The sequence below is a fragment of the Glutamicibacter sp. TV12E genome (assembly GCF_052441935.1).
Classification (GTDB): Bacteria; Actinomycetota; Actinomycetes; order Actinomycetales; family Micrococcaceae; genus Glutamicibacter.
In genome coordinates, this window is sequence record NZ_JBQVVF010000001.1 from 2,613,894 (window position 1) to 2,629,419 (window position 15,526).

The 15,526-nt window shown below is 58.1% G+C and carries 18 protein-coding genes; 9 read left to right on the plus strand and 9 right to left on the minus strand.

The annotated features are described in order from the left end of the window. Positions 1–3: 3 nt before the first annotated feature. From dapC to ACT7DV_RS12350, 3 genes are all read left to right on the plus strand, one after another. Positions 4–1,119: a succinyldiaminopimelate transaminase gene (gene dapC, locus ACT7DV_RS12340; protein WP_444662914.1), complete on the plus strand. Its 1,116-nt coding sequence runs from the start codon at positions 4–6 to the stop codon at positions 1,117–1,119. Between the two features lie 98 nt (positions 1,120–1,217). Next, a complete protein-coding gene (locus ACT7DV_RS12345) occupies positions 1,218–2,498 on the plus strand; it encodes a citrate synthase (RefSeq protein ID WP_022873974.1) in 1,281 nt (426 codons plus the stop codon). A 173-nt stretch (positions 2,499–2,671) separates the two neighbouring features. Beyond that, positions 2,672–3,250, plus strand: a complete 579-nt coding sequence (locus ACT7DV_RS12350; protein WP_444662916.1) for a hypothetical protein — start codon at positions 2,672–2,674, stop codon at positions 3,248–3,250. Between the two features lie 54 nt (positions 3,251–3,304). Here ACT7DV_RS12350 and dapD read toward each other — a convergent pair whose 3' ends face one another. After that, positions 3,305–4,261, minus strand: coding sequence for a 2,3,4,5-tetrahydropyridine-2,6-dicarboxylate N-succinyltransferase (gene dapD, locus ACT7DV_RS12355; RefSeq protein WP_444662918.1), 957 nt, complete (start codon positions 4,259–4,261; stop codon positions 3,305–3,307). 73 nt (positions 4,262–4,334) lie between these two features. Between dapD and dapE the strand changes: the two genes are divergently transcribed. Beyond that, positions 4,335–5,420 carry a succinyl-diaminopimelate desuccinylase gene (dapE, locus tag ACT7DV_RS12360; RefSeq protein WP_444662920.1) on the plus strand — a complete coding sequence of 362 codons (1,086 nt, stop codon included), beginning with the start codon at positions 4,335–4,337 and terminating at the stop codon, positions 5,418–5,420. Positions 5,421–5,519: 99 nt separating this feature from the next. Here the strand turns inward: dapE and ACT7DV_RS12365 are convergent, their stop codons facing one another. The 4 genes from ACT7DV_RS12365 to ACT7DV_RS12380 form a co-directional block, all read right to left on the minus strand. Next, a complete protein-coding gene (locus tag ACT7DV_RS12365; RefSeq protein WP_444662922.1) occupies positions 5,520–6,416 on the minus strand; it encodes an amino acid ABC transporter permease in 897 nt (298 codons plus the stop codon). Next, positions 6,413–7,090 carry an amino acid ABC transporter permease gene (locus ACT7DV_RS12370; protein WP_060702059.1) on the minus strand — a complete coding sequence of 226 codons (678 nt, stop codon included), beginning with the start codon at positions 7,088–7,090 and terminating at the stop codon, positions 6,413–6,415. The genes ACT7DV_RS12365 and ACT7DV_RS12370 overlap by 4 nt, the downstream gene beginning before the upstream one ends. Positions 7,091–7,227: 137 nt before the next feature. Next, entirely contained in the window at positions 7,228–8,055 is an 828-nt protein-coding gene (locus ACT7DV_RS12375) for a glutamate ABC transporter substrate-binding protein (protein ID WP_444662925.1), read from the minus strand. Between the two features lie 30 nt (positions 8,056–8,085). Beyond that, the gene (locus ACT7DV_RS12380; protein ID WP_171919658.1) at positions 8,086–8,817 is read right to left on the minus strand and encodes an amino acid ABC transporter ATP-binding protein; all 732 of its coding nucleotides are present in this window, start codon (positions 8,815–8,817) and stop codon (positions 8,086–8,088) included. Positions 8,818–8,994: 177 nt separating this feature from the next. Between ACT7DV_RS12380 and ACT7DV_RS12385 the strand changes: the two genes are divergently transcribed. From ACT7DV_RS12385 to ACT7DV_RS12395, 3 genes are all read left to right on the plus strand, one after another. Beyond that, positions 8,995–9,768, plus strand: a complete 774-nt coding sequence (locus tag ACT7DV_RS12385) for an LOG family protein (RefSeq protein WP_444662926.1) — start codon at positions 8,995–8,997, stop codon at positions 9,766–9,768. Between the two features lie 9 nt (positions 9,769–9,777). Next, on the plus strand, positions 9,778–10,122 hold the full coding sequence (locus ACT7DV_RS12390; RefSeq protein ID WP_444662928.1) for a DivIVA domain-containing protein: 345 nt from the start codon (positions 9,778–9,780) through the stop codon (positions 10,120–10,122). Positions 10,123–10,245: 123 nt separating this feature from the next. Next, a complete protein-coding gene (locus ACT7DV_RS12395; RefSeq protein ID WP_074439749.1) occupies positions 10,246–10,413 on the plus strand; it encodes a DUF3117 domain-containing protein in 168 nt (55 codons plus the stop codon). Positions 10,414–10,480: 67 nt separating this feature from the next. Here the strand turns inward: ACT7DV_RS12395 and ACT7DV_RS12400 are convergent, their stop codons facing one another. Further along, entirely contained in the window at positions 10,481–11,146 is a 666-nt protein-coding gene (locus tag ACT7DV_RS12400; protein ID WP_444662931.1) for an O-methyltransferase, read from the minus strand. A gap of 212 nt (positions 11,147–11,358) precedes the next feature. Here ACT7DV_RS12400 and sigE point away from each other — a divergent pair, with 212 nt between their 5' ends. Both sigE and ACT7DV_RS12410 read left to right on the plus strand, forming a co-directional pair. Next, positions 11,359–11,904 (plus strand): RNA polymerase sigma factor SigE, encoded by a 546-nt coding sequence (gene sigE, locus ACT7DV_RS12405; RefSeq protein ID WP_444664853.1) that lies wholly within the window; start codon positions 11,359–11,361, stop codon positions 11,902–11,904. Between the two features lie 79 nt (positions 11,905–11,983). Next, entirely contained in the window at positions 11,984–12,382 is a 399-nt protein-coding gene (locus ACT7DV_RS12410) for a sec-independent translocase (protein ID WP_444662933.1), read from the plus strand. Positions 12,383–12,392: 10 nt separating this feature from the next. On the opposite strand, the gene ACT7DV_RS12415 is transcribed toward ACT7DV_RS12410, so the two are convergent. Genes ACT7DV_RS12415 through ACT7DV_RS12425 form a run of 3 tightly spaced genes read right to left on the minus strand, consistent with a single transcriptional unit; the run spans position 12,393 to position 15,400 of the window. Further along, positions 12,393–13,496: an Mrp/NBP35 family ATP-binding protein gene (locus ACT7DV_RS12415; protein ID WP_444662934.1), complete on the minus strand. Its 1,104-nt coding sequence runs from the start codon at positions 13,494–13,496 to the stop codon at positions 12,393–12,395. Next, positions 13,493–14,107, minus strand: coding sequence for a DUF1003 domain-containing protein (locus ACT7DV_RS12420; protein ID WP_444662936.1), 615 nt, complete (start codon positions 14,105–14,107; stop codon positions 13,493–13,495). Before ACT7DV_RS12420 ends, ACT7DV_RS12415 begins: the two co-directional genes overlap by 4 nt. A gap of 42 nt (positions 14,108–14,149) precedes the next feature. Then, complete coding sequence (locus ACT7DV_RS12425) at positions 14,150–15,400, minus strand: magnesium transporter MgtE N-terminal domain-containing protein (protein ID WP_444662938.1); 1,251 nt, start codon at positions 15,398–15,400, stop codon at positions 14,150–14,152. Between the last annotated feature and the right edge of the window lie 126 nt (positions 15,401–15,526).

Below are 15,526 nucleotides of genomic sequence, written 5' to 3' on the forward strand. Positions count from 1 at the left end.
TTTATGCTTGAGCTCCCCGATTACCCCTGGAACCAGCTTGCTCCATACCGCGAGCAGGCAGCGAAGCATCCAGGGGGAGTCGTGGACCTTTCCATCGGCACGCCAGTTGATGACACCCCGCAGCTCATCCAGGACGCGCTGGCTGAGGGCGCAAACTCCCACGGCTACCCCACCACGCATGGAACCGCAGAAGTCCGCCAGGCCATTGTCGATTGGTTCGCACGTCGCCGCCAAGTCACCGGCCTGGGCATCAACGACGTCATGCCAACCGTGGGCTCAAAGGAAATGGTGGCCTGGTTGCCGCTGCTCCTGGGAATCGGTGCCGGGGATATTGTGGTTCGTCCAAAAATTGCGTATCCAACCTACGACATTGGTGCCCAACTTGTCGGTGCGACACCTATCGCCACCGATGACCTTGATGAACTGAGTACCGAAGAACTCTCGCGAGTGAAGCTCATCTGGGTGAACTCGCCAGGCAACCCCACCGGCAAGGTAACCGGGGTTGGGCAACTGCAGCGAATCGTTGAACGGGCCCGCGACATCGGCGCCGTCGTAGCCTCCGATGAGTGCTACGCAGAACTCGGTTGGGAAGACTTCGAAGGCCAGGTGCCGAGCATCCTTGACCCGGAGGTCAACGGCGGAAATCTCGATAACCTGCTGGCTTTGTACTCGCTGTCCAAGCAATCGAACCTCGCGGGCTACCGCGCGGCATTTGTCGCCGGCGCGCCAAACCTCATGCCAACGCTGGTTAACAGCCGCAAGCACGCCGGAATGATCGTGCCTGGACCCATCCAGCACGCCATGGCAGTGGCGCTGAACGACGACCAGCACGTAGCCCAACAGCGCGAACTGTACCGGGCGCGACGCGACGCATTGCGTCCCGCCCTTGAAAACTTCGGCCTCAGAATTGAAGATTCGGTGGCCGGCTTGTACCTGTGGTGCACCCAGGATCGGCCAAGCTTCGAGACCATCGGCGCCCTTGCGGAGCTGGGAATCGTTGCCGGCCCGGGTGCTTTTTATGGAACCGCTGGAGAACGCCACGTCCGCGTGGCATTGACCGCCTCCGACGAACGGATCGCGGCCGCCGTTGAACGGCTGAATTCTTCCGCCAACCGGTGAAGATGACAGCCTGATTAGCGGGATAGGGTCAAATCGCGGTATGTTCTACGGTGACGACTGACCTTTCGGAACTACACGCTTTCCGGTTAGGAGAAGCAATGACAGATACTACATCTGCACAGCTACACTTTGGAGAATCCAATCTTGAGCTTCCGGTAATCCCGGCTGCTGAGGGTAACGACGGATTCAGCGTAGCCCCACTTTTGAAGACTACTGGGAACGTGACCTACGATCCTGGCTTCATGAACACCGCGGCCACCAAATCCGCGATCACCTACATCGACGGCGATGCCGGCATCCTGCGCTACCGCGGATACCCCATCGAGCAGCTGGCCGAGAAGTCCAGCTTCATCGAGGTCACCTACCTGCTGATCTACGGCGAACTGCCTACCGCAGACCAGCTCGCAGAATTCGACAACTCGCTGCGCCGCCACACCCTGCTGCACGAAGAGCTCAAGGGCTTCTTCGGCGGCTTCCCACGCGATGCGCACCCAATGCCGGTTCTGTCTTCCGCAGTTTCGGCACTGTCAACCTGGTACCAGGACTCCCTGGATCCAAAGGACGACGAGCAGGTGGAACGCTCCACCCTGCGCCTGCTGGCAAAGCTGCCAGTGCTGGCTGCCTATGCCCACAAGAAGTCCATCGGCCAGGCTCTGCTGTACCCGGACAACTCGATGAACATGGTCGAGAACTTCCTGCGCCTGTGCTTCGGCACCGCTGCCGAGCCATACCTGCTGGATCCAGATGTGGTCAAGGCCCTTGACCTGCTGCTGATCCTGCATGCAGACCACGAGCAGAACTGCTCGACTTCCACCGTGCGCCTGGTTGGTTCTTCCGAAGCCAACATGTTCGCGTCGGTTTCTGCAGGCATCCACGCCCTGTCCGGCCCAGCCCACGGCGGCGCCAACGAAGCTGTGCTGAAGATGCTGCGCGAAATCCAGTCCTCCGGAATCTCCCCGGAAGACTTCATGCAGAAGGTCAAGAACAAGGAAGACGGCGTACGCCTGATGGGCTTCGGCCACCGCGTGTACAAGAACTACGATCCACGCGCCAAGATCATCAAGAAGACCGCTCACGACCTGCTGGCCAAGCAGGGCAAGAACGAACTGCTCGAGATCGCGATGAAGCTGGAAGAAACTGCGCTGAACGATGAGTACTTCATCTCGCGCAAGCTCTACCCGAACGTGGACTTCTACACCGGCCTGATCTACACCGCCATGGGCTTCCCGGAGAAGATGTTCACCGTGCTGTTCGCGATCGGTCGCCTGCCAGGCTGGATCGCGCAGTGGCGTGAAATGATCAAGGATCCTGAACTGAAGATCGGCCGCCCACGCCAGTTGTACATGGGAGAGACCGCTCGCAACTACCCGGGCCTCTAGGCCACAGGGCAAGTAGCGTTCACTGACAAGGAGCTTTCCACCATTCAAATGGTGGAAAGCTCCTTGTCTGTTTTAAGCGCGGGGACGGGAGTATCCTGTGAGTCTAAGACTGCGGGGGTATGCCTAAAAGTCAGGTGGTATGCATGTACTTTCGTCGTGGAAATAATTGGTCCTTGGCGGTAAAAACCAATCAGACGATGTTGATGGCCTTGTACTTACGTGAGCTCGGCGGGGTGGATCCCGCCGAAGCCGGGCCCAACTGTCGCTTAACCTCAGTGATCAAGAACCGCCATGGCACTGATGCCGCACACGGGCAGTTCAAGCAGGAGTGGAGCGCCTGGTGGGGAGCCTTGACTGCGGGGGAGATCGCGGAGCAGAGCGCTCCTAAGCAGACGCTGCACGAGCAGCTGGGCCAGGAGGGCTATCCCGCACTTGCCAAGCTGGCTAAAGCCCATTACGGTCAAGCAACGCTGTTTGCTCAGCAGCATGCCGAGGAATTTGTCGAAAAGAGCATGGGCTATGTGCCGCTGCGCCTCGATGAATTAGAGAGGATCTTGTTGGATCACGGGGTGGATCACGATACGACAGCACCGAAGCAGCAGATCCAGCTTATTGACATGCCCCTGGACGAGCCACGTGCCTGGCTCACCGGCCGAGCGACAATTGTTGCCAGCACATCCTTGCTGCAGGATTCCAAGGCGTTCCACGGCTTCATCCAGCCCATGGTCACCATCATTTTCCCGGGAGCTTAAAAGAAATTGGGGCCCGCTGAATATCTCGATAATCCAGCGAGCCCCTAAACGTCTCTAGTTGGCGTGCAGTGCGCTGTTCAGCTCCACGGTCTGGCCGGCGCGAGGCAAAGCCTCGACCGCGCCAGAAATCGAGTTGCGACGGAACAGCAGGTTGGAAACTCCGGACAGTTCCAGGGCCTTGACCTGCTTCTCGCCCAAAAGCACACGGGTGCCAGCAGTCACGTAAAGTCCGGCTTCGACCACCGAGTCATCGCCCACCGAAATGCCAACACCAGCATTGGCGCCCAGCAGGACACGCTCGCCAATGACGATGCGCTCGCGTCCGCCGCCGGAAAGCGTACCCATGATCGAGGCGCCGCCTCCGACATCGGAACCGTCGCCCACAACCACCGAAGCCGAGATGCGGCCCTCGACCATTGAGGTGCCCAGGGTGCCAGCATTGAAGTTCACGAAGCCTTCGTGCATGACGGTGGTACCTTCGGCAAGGTGCGCGCCCAGGCGAACGCGATCAGCGTCAGCAATGCGGACGCCCGTCGGAACGACGTAATCGACCATGCGCGGGAACTTGTCCACTCCATAGACGGTGACCGCGCCGCGAGCACGCAACTTCAGGCGAGTTACCTCGAAGCCATCAACCTGGCATGGGCCGAAGTTGGTCCAGACCACGTTGGCCAAGTGGCCGAAGATGCCGTCAAGATTGATGGTGTTCGGCTGCGCCAAACGGTGGGATAGCAGATGCAGGCGCAGCCACACGTCAGCGGTGTCAGCCGGTGCTACGTCCAGATCGATGGTCAGCGAGACCACCTTCTGGGTGGTGCCACGGGCATCATCGTCTTGGGCAGCTGCCGCTAGCTCGCCAGAAAGCTCGTCGGCCGACGAAAGCTCGCCAAGGACAGGGGCTGGGTACCAAACGTCAAGGACGGTTCCATCCGCGGCAATCGTGGCAAGACCATGACCGGAGGCCAAACGGACGGTGGAGTCACTGGATGAAGTCACAGATTCTGAAGTCATACACTGATCGTATCCTCGAAACGCCGGGTAACGTTGATAGATGACAGGCTAGTGAAGCTAGAGACGTAGGACGATGAATACCGTGAACGAATTGGACCTGCTACAGGACGTCGCAGTGCTGACCGAACAGATCATGAACATTGAATCTGTTTCCGGGAATGAACAAGAAATTGCTGATCAGGTGTATCAGGCCTTGCTGAAGCTGGAGCACCTGCAGGTTCATCGCGATCAGGATGCCATCGTTGCCCGCACCAATTTCGGCCGCGAGCGCAGAGTCGTGCTCGCAGGCCATCTGGACACCGTTCCGTTGCCCCGCACGCAAGGCGCCAAGGGCACGGTCCCGGCCCAGGTGATCGACGGCGTGCTCTATGGACGCGGGGCGACCGATATGAAGGGCGGTGTCGCGGTGCAGCTGGCCCTGGCTGCCGAACTGACCGATGCCAAATACGATGTCACCTACGTCTTCTATGACCACGAGGAAGTGGAAGCCGCCAAATCCGGTCTGGGACGTTTGGCGAAGAACAGCCCCGAACTGCTCGAAGCTGATTTTGCCATCCTGCTTGAGCCGACCAACGGAACGGTTGAGGGCGGCTGCAATGGCACTAGCCGATTCGTGGTTCGCACCCGGGGCAAGGCAGCGCACTCAGGACGCGCCTGGATGGGCCATAACGCTATCCATGACGCCGCACCGATCCTTCAGCGGCTCTCCGACTACGAGCCCCAGACCATTACCGTGGAGGGCTTGGACTACCGCGAAGGAATGAACGCGGTGCGCATCAACGGTGGAATCGCCGGAAACGTCATTCCGGACTACTGCGAAGTCGAGATCAACTATCGTTTTGCTCCGGACAAGACGCTGGCTGAAGCACAAGCCCTGGTCTTCGAACTCTTTGATGGCTTTGAAATCGAGCGAACCGATGGCGCCGAAGGGGCCAAGCCTGGTTTGGACCAGGAGATCGCAGCTGACCTCATCAAGATTCTTGGCCAAGAACCCAAGCCCAAATACGGCTGGACCGATGTGTCCCGTTTCTCGGCCCTTGGCGTTTCTGCCGTGAACTTTGGTCCTGGCGACGCATTGTTGGCCCACAGTGATGATGAGCATGTCACCCAGGACGATATCCGTGCGTGCCTGAACTCCTTGCGCACATGGTTGAGCTAGCCCTGGCGAGAAGACCAAGACAATTGAAACAGAAGCGCTCCTTGCACGATGCAAGGAGCGCTTCTGCTACTGCTGGCCAGATGGATGCCGTACTACAGGCTAATGGTCCTTGGGACCATCTTGTGGGCCGGTCTCGGCAAAGGTCACAGCAGTGGTACCAACAACTGTTGGAGCATTCTTGTTTTTCTTGACCCGGCTGCTCAGCCGCTTTGAAGTCCATTCTGCAATCTTGCCCAAGGTGAAGTTGATCAAGATGAAGATGACCGCAGTGACAATCAAAGCCTGCAAGACATTGCCGTTAGGCGAGGAATAGGTTCGCGCGAAGAACAAGAGCTCGTTGAAGCTGATGATGTAGCCCAGCGCCGAGTCCTTCAAGATCACAACGAACTGGCCAATCAATGCCGGCAGCATCGCCACAAGTGCCTGCGGGATTTCGATATGCCGCAAGGACATGCCATGGGTCAGGCCGATGGCGATACCAGCTTCCCGCTGTCCCTTAGGCAGGTTGTGGACGCCAGATCGGACCAGCTCGGCAACAACGGAACCGTTGTAGAACACCAAAGCGGCAACAACTGCCCACAACGCGGTATTCCCTGGCAGCTCCAGGGAGCGCGAGAAGAACACATTGAAGAACACGATCATCAGCAGCACTGGTACGGCGCGGAAGAATTCCACGATGACCGTGCAGAATCCGTTGACCAGCTTGTTCTGCGATAGGCGTCCGACACCGAAGACCAAGCCAAAAACCACCGAACCGATGATTCCCAGGATTGCCGCCTTGACGGTGTTCAGCAGGCCGGGAAGCAAATAGTTCTTCCAGGTGCTGCCTTGGATGAAGTCGTCCCACTGCTCCGGCTGCATCTGCCCCTTGGCTGCGAGGCCAAGGAAAATCCAGGCCATGATGCCCAGGGCCATAAGTGCGCCGACGATATTGATAATCAGAATACGGCGGCGGGCCTTGGGGCCCGGGGTATCAAAAAGAATTGAAGCGCTCATCGTGCCACCGCCAGTTTCTTGGACAGCCACGTGGTCAACAGCCCCACGGGGATCACAATAATCACGAAGCCAATGGCAAAAGTCAAGAAGATCGGAATTACGATATCGGAGCGGAACTCGATCATCGTCTTCATCACCGACGAAGATTCGGTGGCTACCGAACCAACAGCAGCAACAGTGGAGTTCTTGATCAAGGCGATCAGGGTATTACCCAGCGGGACGATTGCGCCACGAAACGCCTGCGGCAAAATCACCAGCCGGGCCGCGGGCAAGAAGCCCAGCCCGATCGCTCGTGCCGCCTCGGCTTGTCCCAACGGAACGGTGTTAACACCCGATCGGATAGCCTCGCAGACGAATGCCGCGTGATACACCGCAAGGCCCAAAACCGACAGGCGGAAGAAGTTCGCATGGAAATCACCGCCGAGGGTGAAACCAAGCTGGCCGTAGAGGGCCAGAACGGCGAACAGGATAATGATGGTCAGTGGCGTATTTCGAACCAGGTTAACGTAGCTCGTGCCGATAGCCTGGAAGCTAGCCACTGGGGAGATGCGAAGCAGCGCAAGAATTGTGCCCAGCACCAGCGCGCCGATGGCCGCCCAGAAAGTTAGTTGGATATTGACCCAGAATGCCCCTGGGATGTCGTACTCAGTGAATATGGATAAATAATTCTCCACTGCAAGCCTCTGTCTCGGTGGCCATGGTAAGGGCCAAGCGGCTAGGGGAACGATGAGCGAAAAATTCGCTCAAATAAGAAAGCAATAATGCTGCGGGGTTCAAGGGCAGTCCTTGACCCCCGCCGCATCAGGAAATGCTAGGCGCAGGTATCTGCGAGCTTTGGCGGGTTGGTCTTCGAATTCGGCGTGTATCCGGTGCCCTCGGTGTTCTTATCCAAGGCCTTCTGCCAGTCGCCGGAGTCGATCATCTTGGTGATCGCTTCGTTGATGGCCTTGCACTTGTCGGTACCGTCTGGCAGGCCGACGCCATAATTCTCTTCGCTGAATGGCTTGCCTACAACCTTGAACTTGCCCTTGTATGCAGGCTGGGCTGCCAAACCGGCAAGGATGATGTCATCGGTGGTGACCGCGTCGATGGTGCCGCCACTCATCTGGGTGACGCACTCTGCGTAGCCCGGGAGCTCCTGCAGATTCGTTCCCTCAGCGTACTTGTCCTTGACCTTCTGGGCCGAGGTAGAACCGGTTACCGAGCACAGGTTCTTGCCGTTCAATGCTTCTGGGCCATCAATGTCGGAATCTGAAGCAACCAGCAGATCCTGGCCAGCGACAAAGTACGGGCCAGCGAAGTCGATGACCTTGTTGCGCTCTTCGGTGATCGAATAAGTTGCGAAGATCATGTCGACCTGGTTGTTTTGCAGCATGGTCTCGCGGTTGGCCGAAGGAGCCGAAACGAATTCGATCTTGTCTTCGGGGTAGCCCAGCTCGTTGGCTACGTATTTTGCAACGTCCACATCGAAGCCGGTGTAGTTGTCGCCGTCCTTGAATCCCAGACCTGGCTGGTCGAACTTGATGCCGATGCGGATCTTGTCGCCGTCAGCCTCGTTGCCCGAGCCGCCACATGATGTCAGGGCCATTGCTGCGATAGCTGCCATTGCTGCGATTGTGCCAAAACGAGTTTTACGCATGTTTCCTCCTGTTGGATGCGGGTGATGAAATCAGTGGTTGGTAATGAGCTTGCCGAGGAAGTCCTTGGCACGGTCGGATTGCGGATTGGTGAAGAATTCTTCCGGAGTGGCCTGTTCAACGATTTGTCCGTCGGCCATGAAGATCACGCGGTCCGCGGCCTTGCGTGCGAAGCCCATCTCATGGGTGACCACAAGCATGGTCATGCCTTCCTTGGCCAGCCCCACCATGGTGTCGAGCACCTCGTTGATCATTTCCGGGTCCAGCGCACTGGTGGGCTCGTCAAAAAGCATGACCTTGGGTTTCATGGCCAGCGCTCGCGCGATGGCCACACGCTGCTGCTGTCCGCCAGAAAGCTGGGCGGGAAGCTTGTCCGCCTGGTTCGCCACTCCGACTCGTTCAAGAAGCTGCATTGCCAATTCCTTGGCCTTTGGCTTCTTCATGCCCTTGACCCGGATCGGACCAAGGGTCACGTTCTCCAGAATGGACTTGTGCGCGAAGAGGTTGAAGGACTGGAAGACCATTCCAACGTCGGCGCGCAACTTGGCAAGTGCCTTGCCTTCAGAAGGAAGCGTGTTGCCGTCGATCTTGATGGTGCCCTCATCGATGGTTTCCAGTCGGTTGATGGCACGGCACAAGGTGGACTTGCCCGAGCCCGACGGACCCAAGATCACAACTACCTCGCCCTTGGTGACTTCGAGGTTGATGTTGTTGAGTACATGCAGGGCACCGTAGTGCTTATTGACCCCAGTCAGTTGGACGATGGGGCCAGCTGTAGAAGCCTGAGCCTGATGATCGCTGTTCATGCAATAGACATTACTTGATGTGACGCTTGCTACGCGCTACTTCGAATAAGTCACACTTAGTTGTTACATAACTGTCACTTTAATGGTGTCGCGACACAGTCCGGCTCGCAGGGAAATTACAGATAGAGTGAAGTTATGGTTCATCAGCGAAAGAGCGAAGAGAACGCTCGTGCGGGGCAACGTCACGTCGAAGCGAATTGGCCAGGCAAGCGTCCAGAAGACCAGCTCGACCACTACCTATTGGAGAGCCCGCAGGAAGACGTGACACACACCGACGTGTGGCGTGTCCTGCGGATCCAATCCGAATTCGTCAACGGGTTTGGCACTCTTGCGGGGACCGGCCCGGCGATTGCGGTGTTCGGATCTGCTCGGACTGATCCGCAAAGCCCGTACTACCAGATGGCCCACCGCATCGGAAGCCGTTTGGCTGAAGCCGGAATCACCACCATCACCGGTGGCGGGCCAGGCGCCATGGAAGCCGCCAATAGGGGTGCCGCCGACAATGACGGCATTTCGGTGGGGCTGGGCATTGAGCTGCCTTTCGAGACCGGATTGAATGCGTCGGTGAACAAGGGCCTGAACTTCCGGTACTTCTTCGTCCGCAAGACCATGTTCGTCAAGTACTCGCAAGGGTTCATCGTTCTTCCTGGCGGCTTTGGCACGCTGGATGAGCTTTTTGAGGCCTTGACCTTGGTGCAAACCCAGAAGATCACGAGCTTCCCAATTGTCCTGGTCGGCAAATCCTATTGGGGCGGGCTGGTGGACTGGTTGACCAATACCGTCGCCGCGGAACGGGCCATCTCTGCGAAGGATTTGAACTTGTTTACGATGACCGATGATCCGGACGAAGCCGTGGATCTGGTCCTGGGCATGGCCGATAAGCAGCCTGCCCCGGAACAAGCGGTGTAGGGGAAGCCGATGCCATTCTTGCTGATCTTGATCGCGGTGCTCCTGGTGGGGGCAGTCGCGATGTTGCTCTCGGGGCAGCGCAAAAAACTGGGCGTGGGCCGGCACTTCGAGTCGCCCCACGAGCCGATCATCGGATTGGTGGAGCACCAGGCGTCTTTGCCGCCTGTATTGCTCCCTGAGAATCCGCGCGCTGAACATATCGACAAAGTGCGTTTTTCCCTGGGTCTGCGAGGTTACCGCTGCGATCAGGTTGATGACGTGCTGGACGTGCTCGCAGCTGAAATCACGACTCTGGAAAATACCATTCGTGACCTCGAGTCACGGCGTGTGATTAGCGACACGAGAGAAAATTAGTAATAATAGAAGATAAGAGTCCCAACTCAGCCGGGAATCTGGGCAGATGTTGGACAAGGCATTCGGTTGTGCGTAACGCAAAAATTGTTGCGCGCGTTAGCCACAGACGAAGGGAACAGCTTAATGGCTGCTATGAAGCCACGTACTGGCGATGGGCCAATGGAAGTCGTTAAAGAGGGCCGGAGCCTGATCCTGCGCCTGCCAATCGATGGCGGTGGACGGCTGGTCGTCGAGTTGAATGACGCTGAAGCGACCGAACTGCGCGACTGCCTTCTAAAGGTCACCGACTGATTCAGCTTGATCGCAACCACGCGATAGTAATAAAGGACCGACAACCACGTCGGTCCTTTTTGCCTGCCTACCTAGGCTTTGGAGCTGCCGGCGGCATGACGGTGGCTACGAATAACCCTTGCTCGGTGGGGAACAGGTGGGTCTGCAGTCGGGGGTCCTCGCGCAGCATCCGCAACGCATCACGGGTCATGACCGTGGATGACTTTCGTACAGCCGGTTTGGCCAAGCGGTGCTCGTCAAAGGCATTGTTCACGATAATCACACCGCCAACGCCTACAAGGCGCTTGGCTTCGGCAACATATTCCAGCAGCAAGTCAGCGCCGGCATCGATCAGCACTAGGTCATAGGCGTGATCAGCCAGGCGCGAGAGCACGTTTTCGGCGCGTTCGGTGATGATCCTGGCACGGGCCGAAGGAATTCCGGACTCGCGCAACCCCTGGCGCATGGCGTTGGCATGTTCCAGATCGGATTCGATTGCTGTCAAGGTCAGTGAGGGGCCAACGGCTTCCAGCATGGCCAGGGAAGCAACACCGACTCCCGAGCCGATTTCTACCGCGTTGCGCGGGCGGCGCAAGGTGCACAGCAGCTGCAGCATGGACCGGCCTGCTGGATCGATGCATCGTACTCCCAGGTCCTCCGCACGTTCGCGTACCGGGGCAACATGCTCGGGCTCGCTGATGTGGTTCTGGGTGTAGGTCCAGCTCGCGAAGAGTTCTGGATTCATCGAAGGCATGGTCGGGGATCCTCAATAACGTTGTCAGTTGGCGGCCAGTATCAATCGTACCCAGCGCGAGAAGCGAAATTGTTCAACTTGATAGTTCACCTGTAGGGGATTCTTAGCTTCAGCTCAGCTTCCCAACTCATACTTGAAGAGTGAACAATGTACCAAGTGAATCAGTTTCGGCCGTTTCGGCCCCAGAAACCACGACGCCGACATGGGAACAAATGGTCCATGAGCACGGCGAACAGGTATTCAGGCTGGCTTACCGCTTAACTGGCAACCGCCACGACGCGGAGGATCTCTCCCAGGAAGCATTCGTTCGCGCCTTTAAAGCCCTGGATGGCTACACTCCTGGAACGATGGGCGGCTGGTTGCATCGCATCACCACCAACCTCTTCCTGGACCAGGCTCGACGCAAGAGCAAGATCCGCTTTGATGGATTTGCCGATGGCGCTGAAGAGCGCCTGCCGGGCAACGTAATCACCCCCGAGCGCTATTTCGAATTCAACAACTTGGATGTGGACGTGCAAGAAGCCTTGCGCGCACTGTCTCCGGAGTTCCGTGCCGCCATCGTATTGTGCGATATGGAAGGTTTCTCCTATGAGGAAGTTTCCCGAATCCTCAATGTGAAGCTCGGAACGGTTCGGTCGCGAATCCACCGAGGCCGCGCCATGCTTCGCGATGCCCTGGCGCATCGCAATCCGGCCAATCGCCCGGCGAAAACCATGTCGTTGCCGCGAATTCCTCTGGGGCTGCGGAGCGCCAATTAACCGGTGGGCAGCGGTGCCAGGGCCGGCATTGTGGCGCGGTGACTTCGTGAGTTCGCTTGGGACAGGGTAATCTTTTTACGTGGATCTTTTTGGAATTAACGGTAGCGAGTTCATAGTTCTCGCGGTGCTCGCGGTCGTCATACTCGGCCCCGAAAAGCTGCCTGAATACGCCAAAAAGCTAGCCAACCTCGTCAAAGAAGTGCGACGCATGGCCAATGGGGCCAAGGAGCAGTTGCGCGACGAAGTCGGCGATGAAGTCGCCGACATCGACTGGCGAAAACTCGATCCCCGGCAGTACGATCCACGCCGCATCATCAAGGAGGCGCTGGTCGACGAATTTGATGACGCCATCAACGCGGCCAAGAGCGCTCCGAATGTTGCGGCGGCTCCGGTCCGCACGGCGATTGCTACAGAAACCCAGAAGCAGCCACCGCTCGCGGCCAATGAAGCCGCTCCCTTTGATTCCGAAGCTACCTAAAACAGCAGGCTTAGAACGACATTGGCAGCGATCGCCCGGCTAGTCCGCGCGGTCGCTGTACTAGTTTCTCCGCCAATTCTTGCAGTGACAGGGCTGCTGGCGACTGCGAGGCGCCAAGCACCACCGGAGTGCCCTGGTCCGAACCAACGCGCACGGATTCTTCCAACGGGATCTGGGATAACAAGTTGACCTCATACCCCAATTGGCGGGTCAATGATTCGCTGAGGTTCTCTCCGCCGCCGGAACCGAAGACCTCCATGCGCGTGCCATCGGGCAACTGCAGGAAACTCATATTTTCTACCACGCCGATGACCTTCTGATCGGTTTGCAGCGCAATCGTTCCCGCACGCTCGGCCACCTCGGTTGCAGTGGACTGCGGGGTGGTGATCACCAGAAGTTCGCTGTTCGGCAAAAGCTGGGATACCGAGATGGCCATGTCTCCGGTGCCTGGCGGCAGATCAAGGAACAGGTAGTCCAGATCGCCAAAGTAGACATCGGACAGGAACTGCTCCAAGGCACGGTGCAGCATTGGCCCGCGCCAAATGACAGCCTGATTCGAATCCAGGAACATGCCAATGGAAATGACCTTCACGCCATGCGCCACCGGGGGCAGGATCATATCGTCCATGCGTGTGGGATTCTGCGTAATGCCCATCAGCGACGGGATGGAAAAGCCGTGCACATCGGCATCGATCAGGCCGACCTTCAGCCCTTGGGATGCAAGATGCGCGGCGAGGTTCGCGGTGATCGAGGACTTGCCCACGCCGCCCTTGCCGCTGGCCACCGCGATAACACGCGTCAGGGACTGTGGATCAGAGAACGGCGTGCGCCGGCTGGCTAGCCGCTCGCGCAATGCGGCCCGCTGCTGGGGATCCATCACGCCAAGGGTGACATCGACATCTTCTACTTCGGCAACACCCAGCAAAGCAGCGGTGACATCCGCTTCAATGGTCGAGCGCATAGGGCAGCCAGCGATGGTCAACAAGATCGTCACTCGCGCTTTGTGGCCATCCAGCTGGGCGGACTGCACCATATCTAGCTCGGTGATGGGGCGGCGAAGCTCAGGATCGTTGACAGTTTTCAGTGCTTCAAGCAGTACTTTGGAATTGCTCACTTGCTGGTATTCTTCCGCTGCTGGGACTGCTGGGGTGCAACCGCTTCGATGATTCCGGTCTGCGGGGATGAATTCTTGCCGCTGTTCTTTTTCTTGGCACGAAGATTCAGCTCTTCACCGTCTGCGGTCTCCAGCAGCTCTTCGAGCACATTGCGCAATTCCGAGCGGACATAGTCGCGAGTCGCCACATCACGCAGGGCCAAACGCAGCGAAGCCAATTCTCGCGTCAGATATTCGGTGTCGTAGAGGTTGCGCTCGGCGCGGGCGCGGTCTTCAGACAGCGAGACACGGTCACGGTCATCCTGGCGGTTCTGCGCCAGCAGCAGCAACGGCGCAGCGTAGGAAGCCTGAAGCGAGAGCATCAGCGTCAGGGCGGTGAAACCAATAGTTGCATCATCAAAACGCCAGCCTTGTGGGGCCACGGAATTCCAGATCAGCCAGAACGCACAGAACACCGTCATGTACAGCAGGAATTGCGGGGTACCCATGAAACGGGCAAACTTCTCCGTGGCCGAGCCAAACAGGTCCGGGTTGGGGGAGAAGCGAGGCCAGAATCGTTGTCGTGCTGCCAGTGGGGTGTCCAGGCCATTAGTCTTACGCTGCTCAGCCATAGCTGGAACTCCTCTGCTGATCTGTCTATTGGTGGGGCTCGTTTAGTCTTGTGAGCGCCAATCATCGGGAAGAATGTGGTCCAACACGTCGTCGACGGTAATGGCTCCAACGAGCCGGCCTTCTTTGTTGGTGACACCGACACTGGTGAGATTGTAGGTAGCCAGATGCCTGACAACGTCTGAAATATCGGCAAGATCCGACATGGACTCCAGCTCGGTATCAAGAATGTCGCCCAGCGGTTCGGGGGGAGCGGCGCGCAACAGCGCCTGGATATGAACCTGGCCAAGGTAACGGCCGGTGGGCGTTTCCAACGGAGGTCGAACCACATAGACTGTGGAAGCCAGTGCCGGGCTCAGTTCTTCCAGGCGCACCGAGGCGAGCGCCTCTGCCACCGTTGATTCCGGTGTGAGAATCACCGGCACCGGGGTCATCACCGAACCGGCAGTGCCCTCGGGATACGCGAGCAGGCGGCGAACGTCCTTGGCCTCGTCTTCGTTCATCAAATCCAGCAACTGGTGCTTGGTTTCCTCACCTATGCCGGCCAAAAGGTCCGCCGCATCGTCCGGATCCATTTCTTCGAGCACGTCCGCGGCGCGTTCCAGGCCCAGCGCCGAGAGAATTTCAACCTGTTCGCGGTCTGGAAGTTCCTGTAGCACGTCAGCCAGGCGCTCATCTTGCAGGTGGGCGGCAATTTCCAGACGGCGCTTTTCATTCATTTCATGCAGCGCGTCGGCAAAGTCGGCTGGCTTCATCTCGTCGTGCGTAGCCACGAAGGTATCAGCGGACTGGGGCTCGTTCTGGGAGCCGTGGCGAATGTCCTGCCAGGACACCAGCACCTTGTCGCGTTTACGCGAACGCAAGCCCAAGAGGGAGGAAGTGGGGACGCCGCGTTGCACGTAGTATTCGTTGATTTCCCAGTCGCCACGACGGGTCTGGGTCAAGCCCACGTCTTCGATGACGCCTCGGCCCGAGCCGTCGACAAAGTTGATGGTGCGGTCAAACATTTCGGCAACAACCAGGATTTCCTGGCCACGCTGCTGGAAGCGGCGCATATTGACCAAGCCCGAGCAGATGACCTGGTTGGCTTCCATGGATTGGATACGGGTCATCGGCACGAATACCCGGCGCTTGCCGGGGACCTCGACCACCAGACCTACACAAGCGGCAGGCTTCTGAGGGCCGCGGGAGACAACAACTACATCGCGCAAACGGCCCAGGCGGTCGCCCAAGGGGTCGAAGACATCAAGCCCGAGAAGCCGGGCGACGAAGATTTTAGACACTTGTGCGCTCACACCTCTAGACTATCGTGTCCCATTGATCATTGTGGTGTGCAAAGCCACAAGCTCTCAACTGATTCTTTCACCCTCAGCGATAGTTAGTTCACAACTAGGCAGGCTCACAGTAAACCTGTGCACAAT

Excerpts from the sequence above, each read along its gene's own strand:
- ACT7DV_RS12400 (WP_444662931.1), bottom strand. The coding sequence starts at position 11,146 with ATGCCTTCGATGAATCCAGAACTCTTCGCGAGCTGGACCTACACCCAG.
- ACT7DV_RS12365 (WP_444662922.1), bottom strand. The coding sequence starts at position 6,416 with ATGAGCGCTTCAATTCTTTTTGATACCCCGGGCCCCAAGGCCCGCCGC.
- ACT7DV_RS12375 (WP_444662925.1), bottom strand. The coding sequence starts at position 8,055 with ATGCGTAAAACTCGTTTTGGCACAATCGCAGCAATGGCAGCTATCGCA.
- ACT7DV_RS12385 (WP_444662926.1), top strand. The coding sequence starts at position 8,995 with ATGGTTCATCAGCGAAAGAGCGAAGAGAACGCTCGTGCGGGGCAACGT.
- sigE (WP_444664853.1), top strand. The coding sequence starts at position 11,359 with ATGGTCCATGAGCACGGCGAACAGGTATTCAGGCTGGCTTACCGCTTA.
- ACT7DV_RS12390 (WP_444662928.1), top strand. The coding sequence starts at position 9,778 with ATGCCATTCTTGCTGATCTTGATCGCGGTGCTCCTGGTGGGGGCAGTC.
- dapE (WP_444662920.1), top strand. The coding sequence starts at position 4,335 with ATGAATACCGTGAACGAATTGGACCTGCTACAGGACGTCGCAGTGCTG.
- dapD (WP_444662918.1), bottom strand. The coding sequence starts at position 4,261 with ATGACTTCAGAATCTGTGACTTCATCCAGTGACTCCACCGTCCGTTTG.
- dapC (WP_444662914.1), top strand. The coding sequence starts at position 4 with ATGCTTGAGCTCCCCGATTACCCCTGGAACCAGCTTGCTCCATACCGC.
- ACT7DV_RS12420 (WP_444662936.1), bottom strand. The coding sequence starts at position 14,107 with ATGGCTGAGCAGCGTAAGACTAATGGCCTGGACACCCCACTGGCAGCA.
- ACT7DV_RS12345 (WP_022873974.1), top strand. The coding sequence starts at position 1,218 with ATGACAGATACTACATCTGCACAGCTACACTTTGGAGAATCCAATCTT.
- ACT7DV_RS12395 (WP_074439749.1), top strand. The coding sequence starts at position 10,246 with ATGGCTGCTATGAAGCCACGTACTGGCGATGGGCCAATGGAAGTCGTT.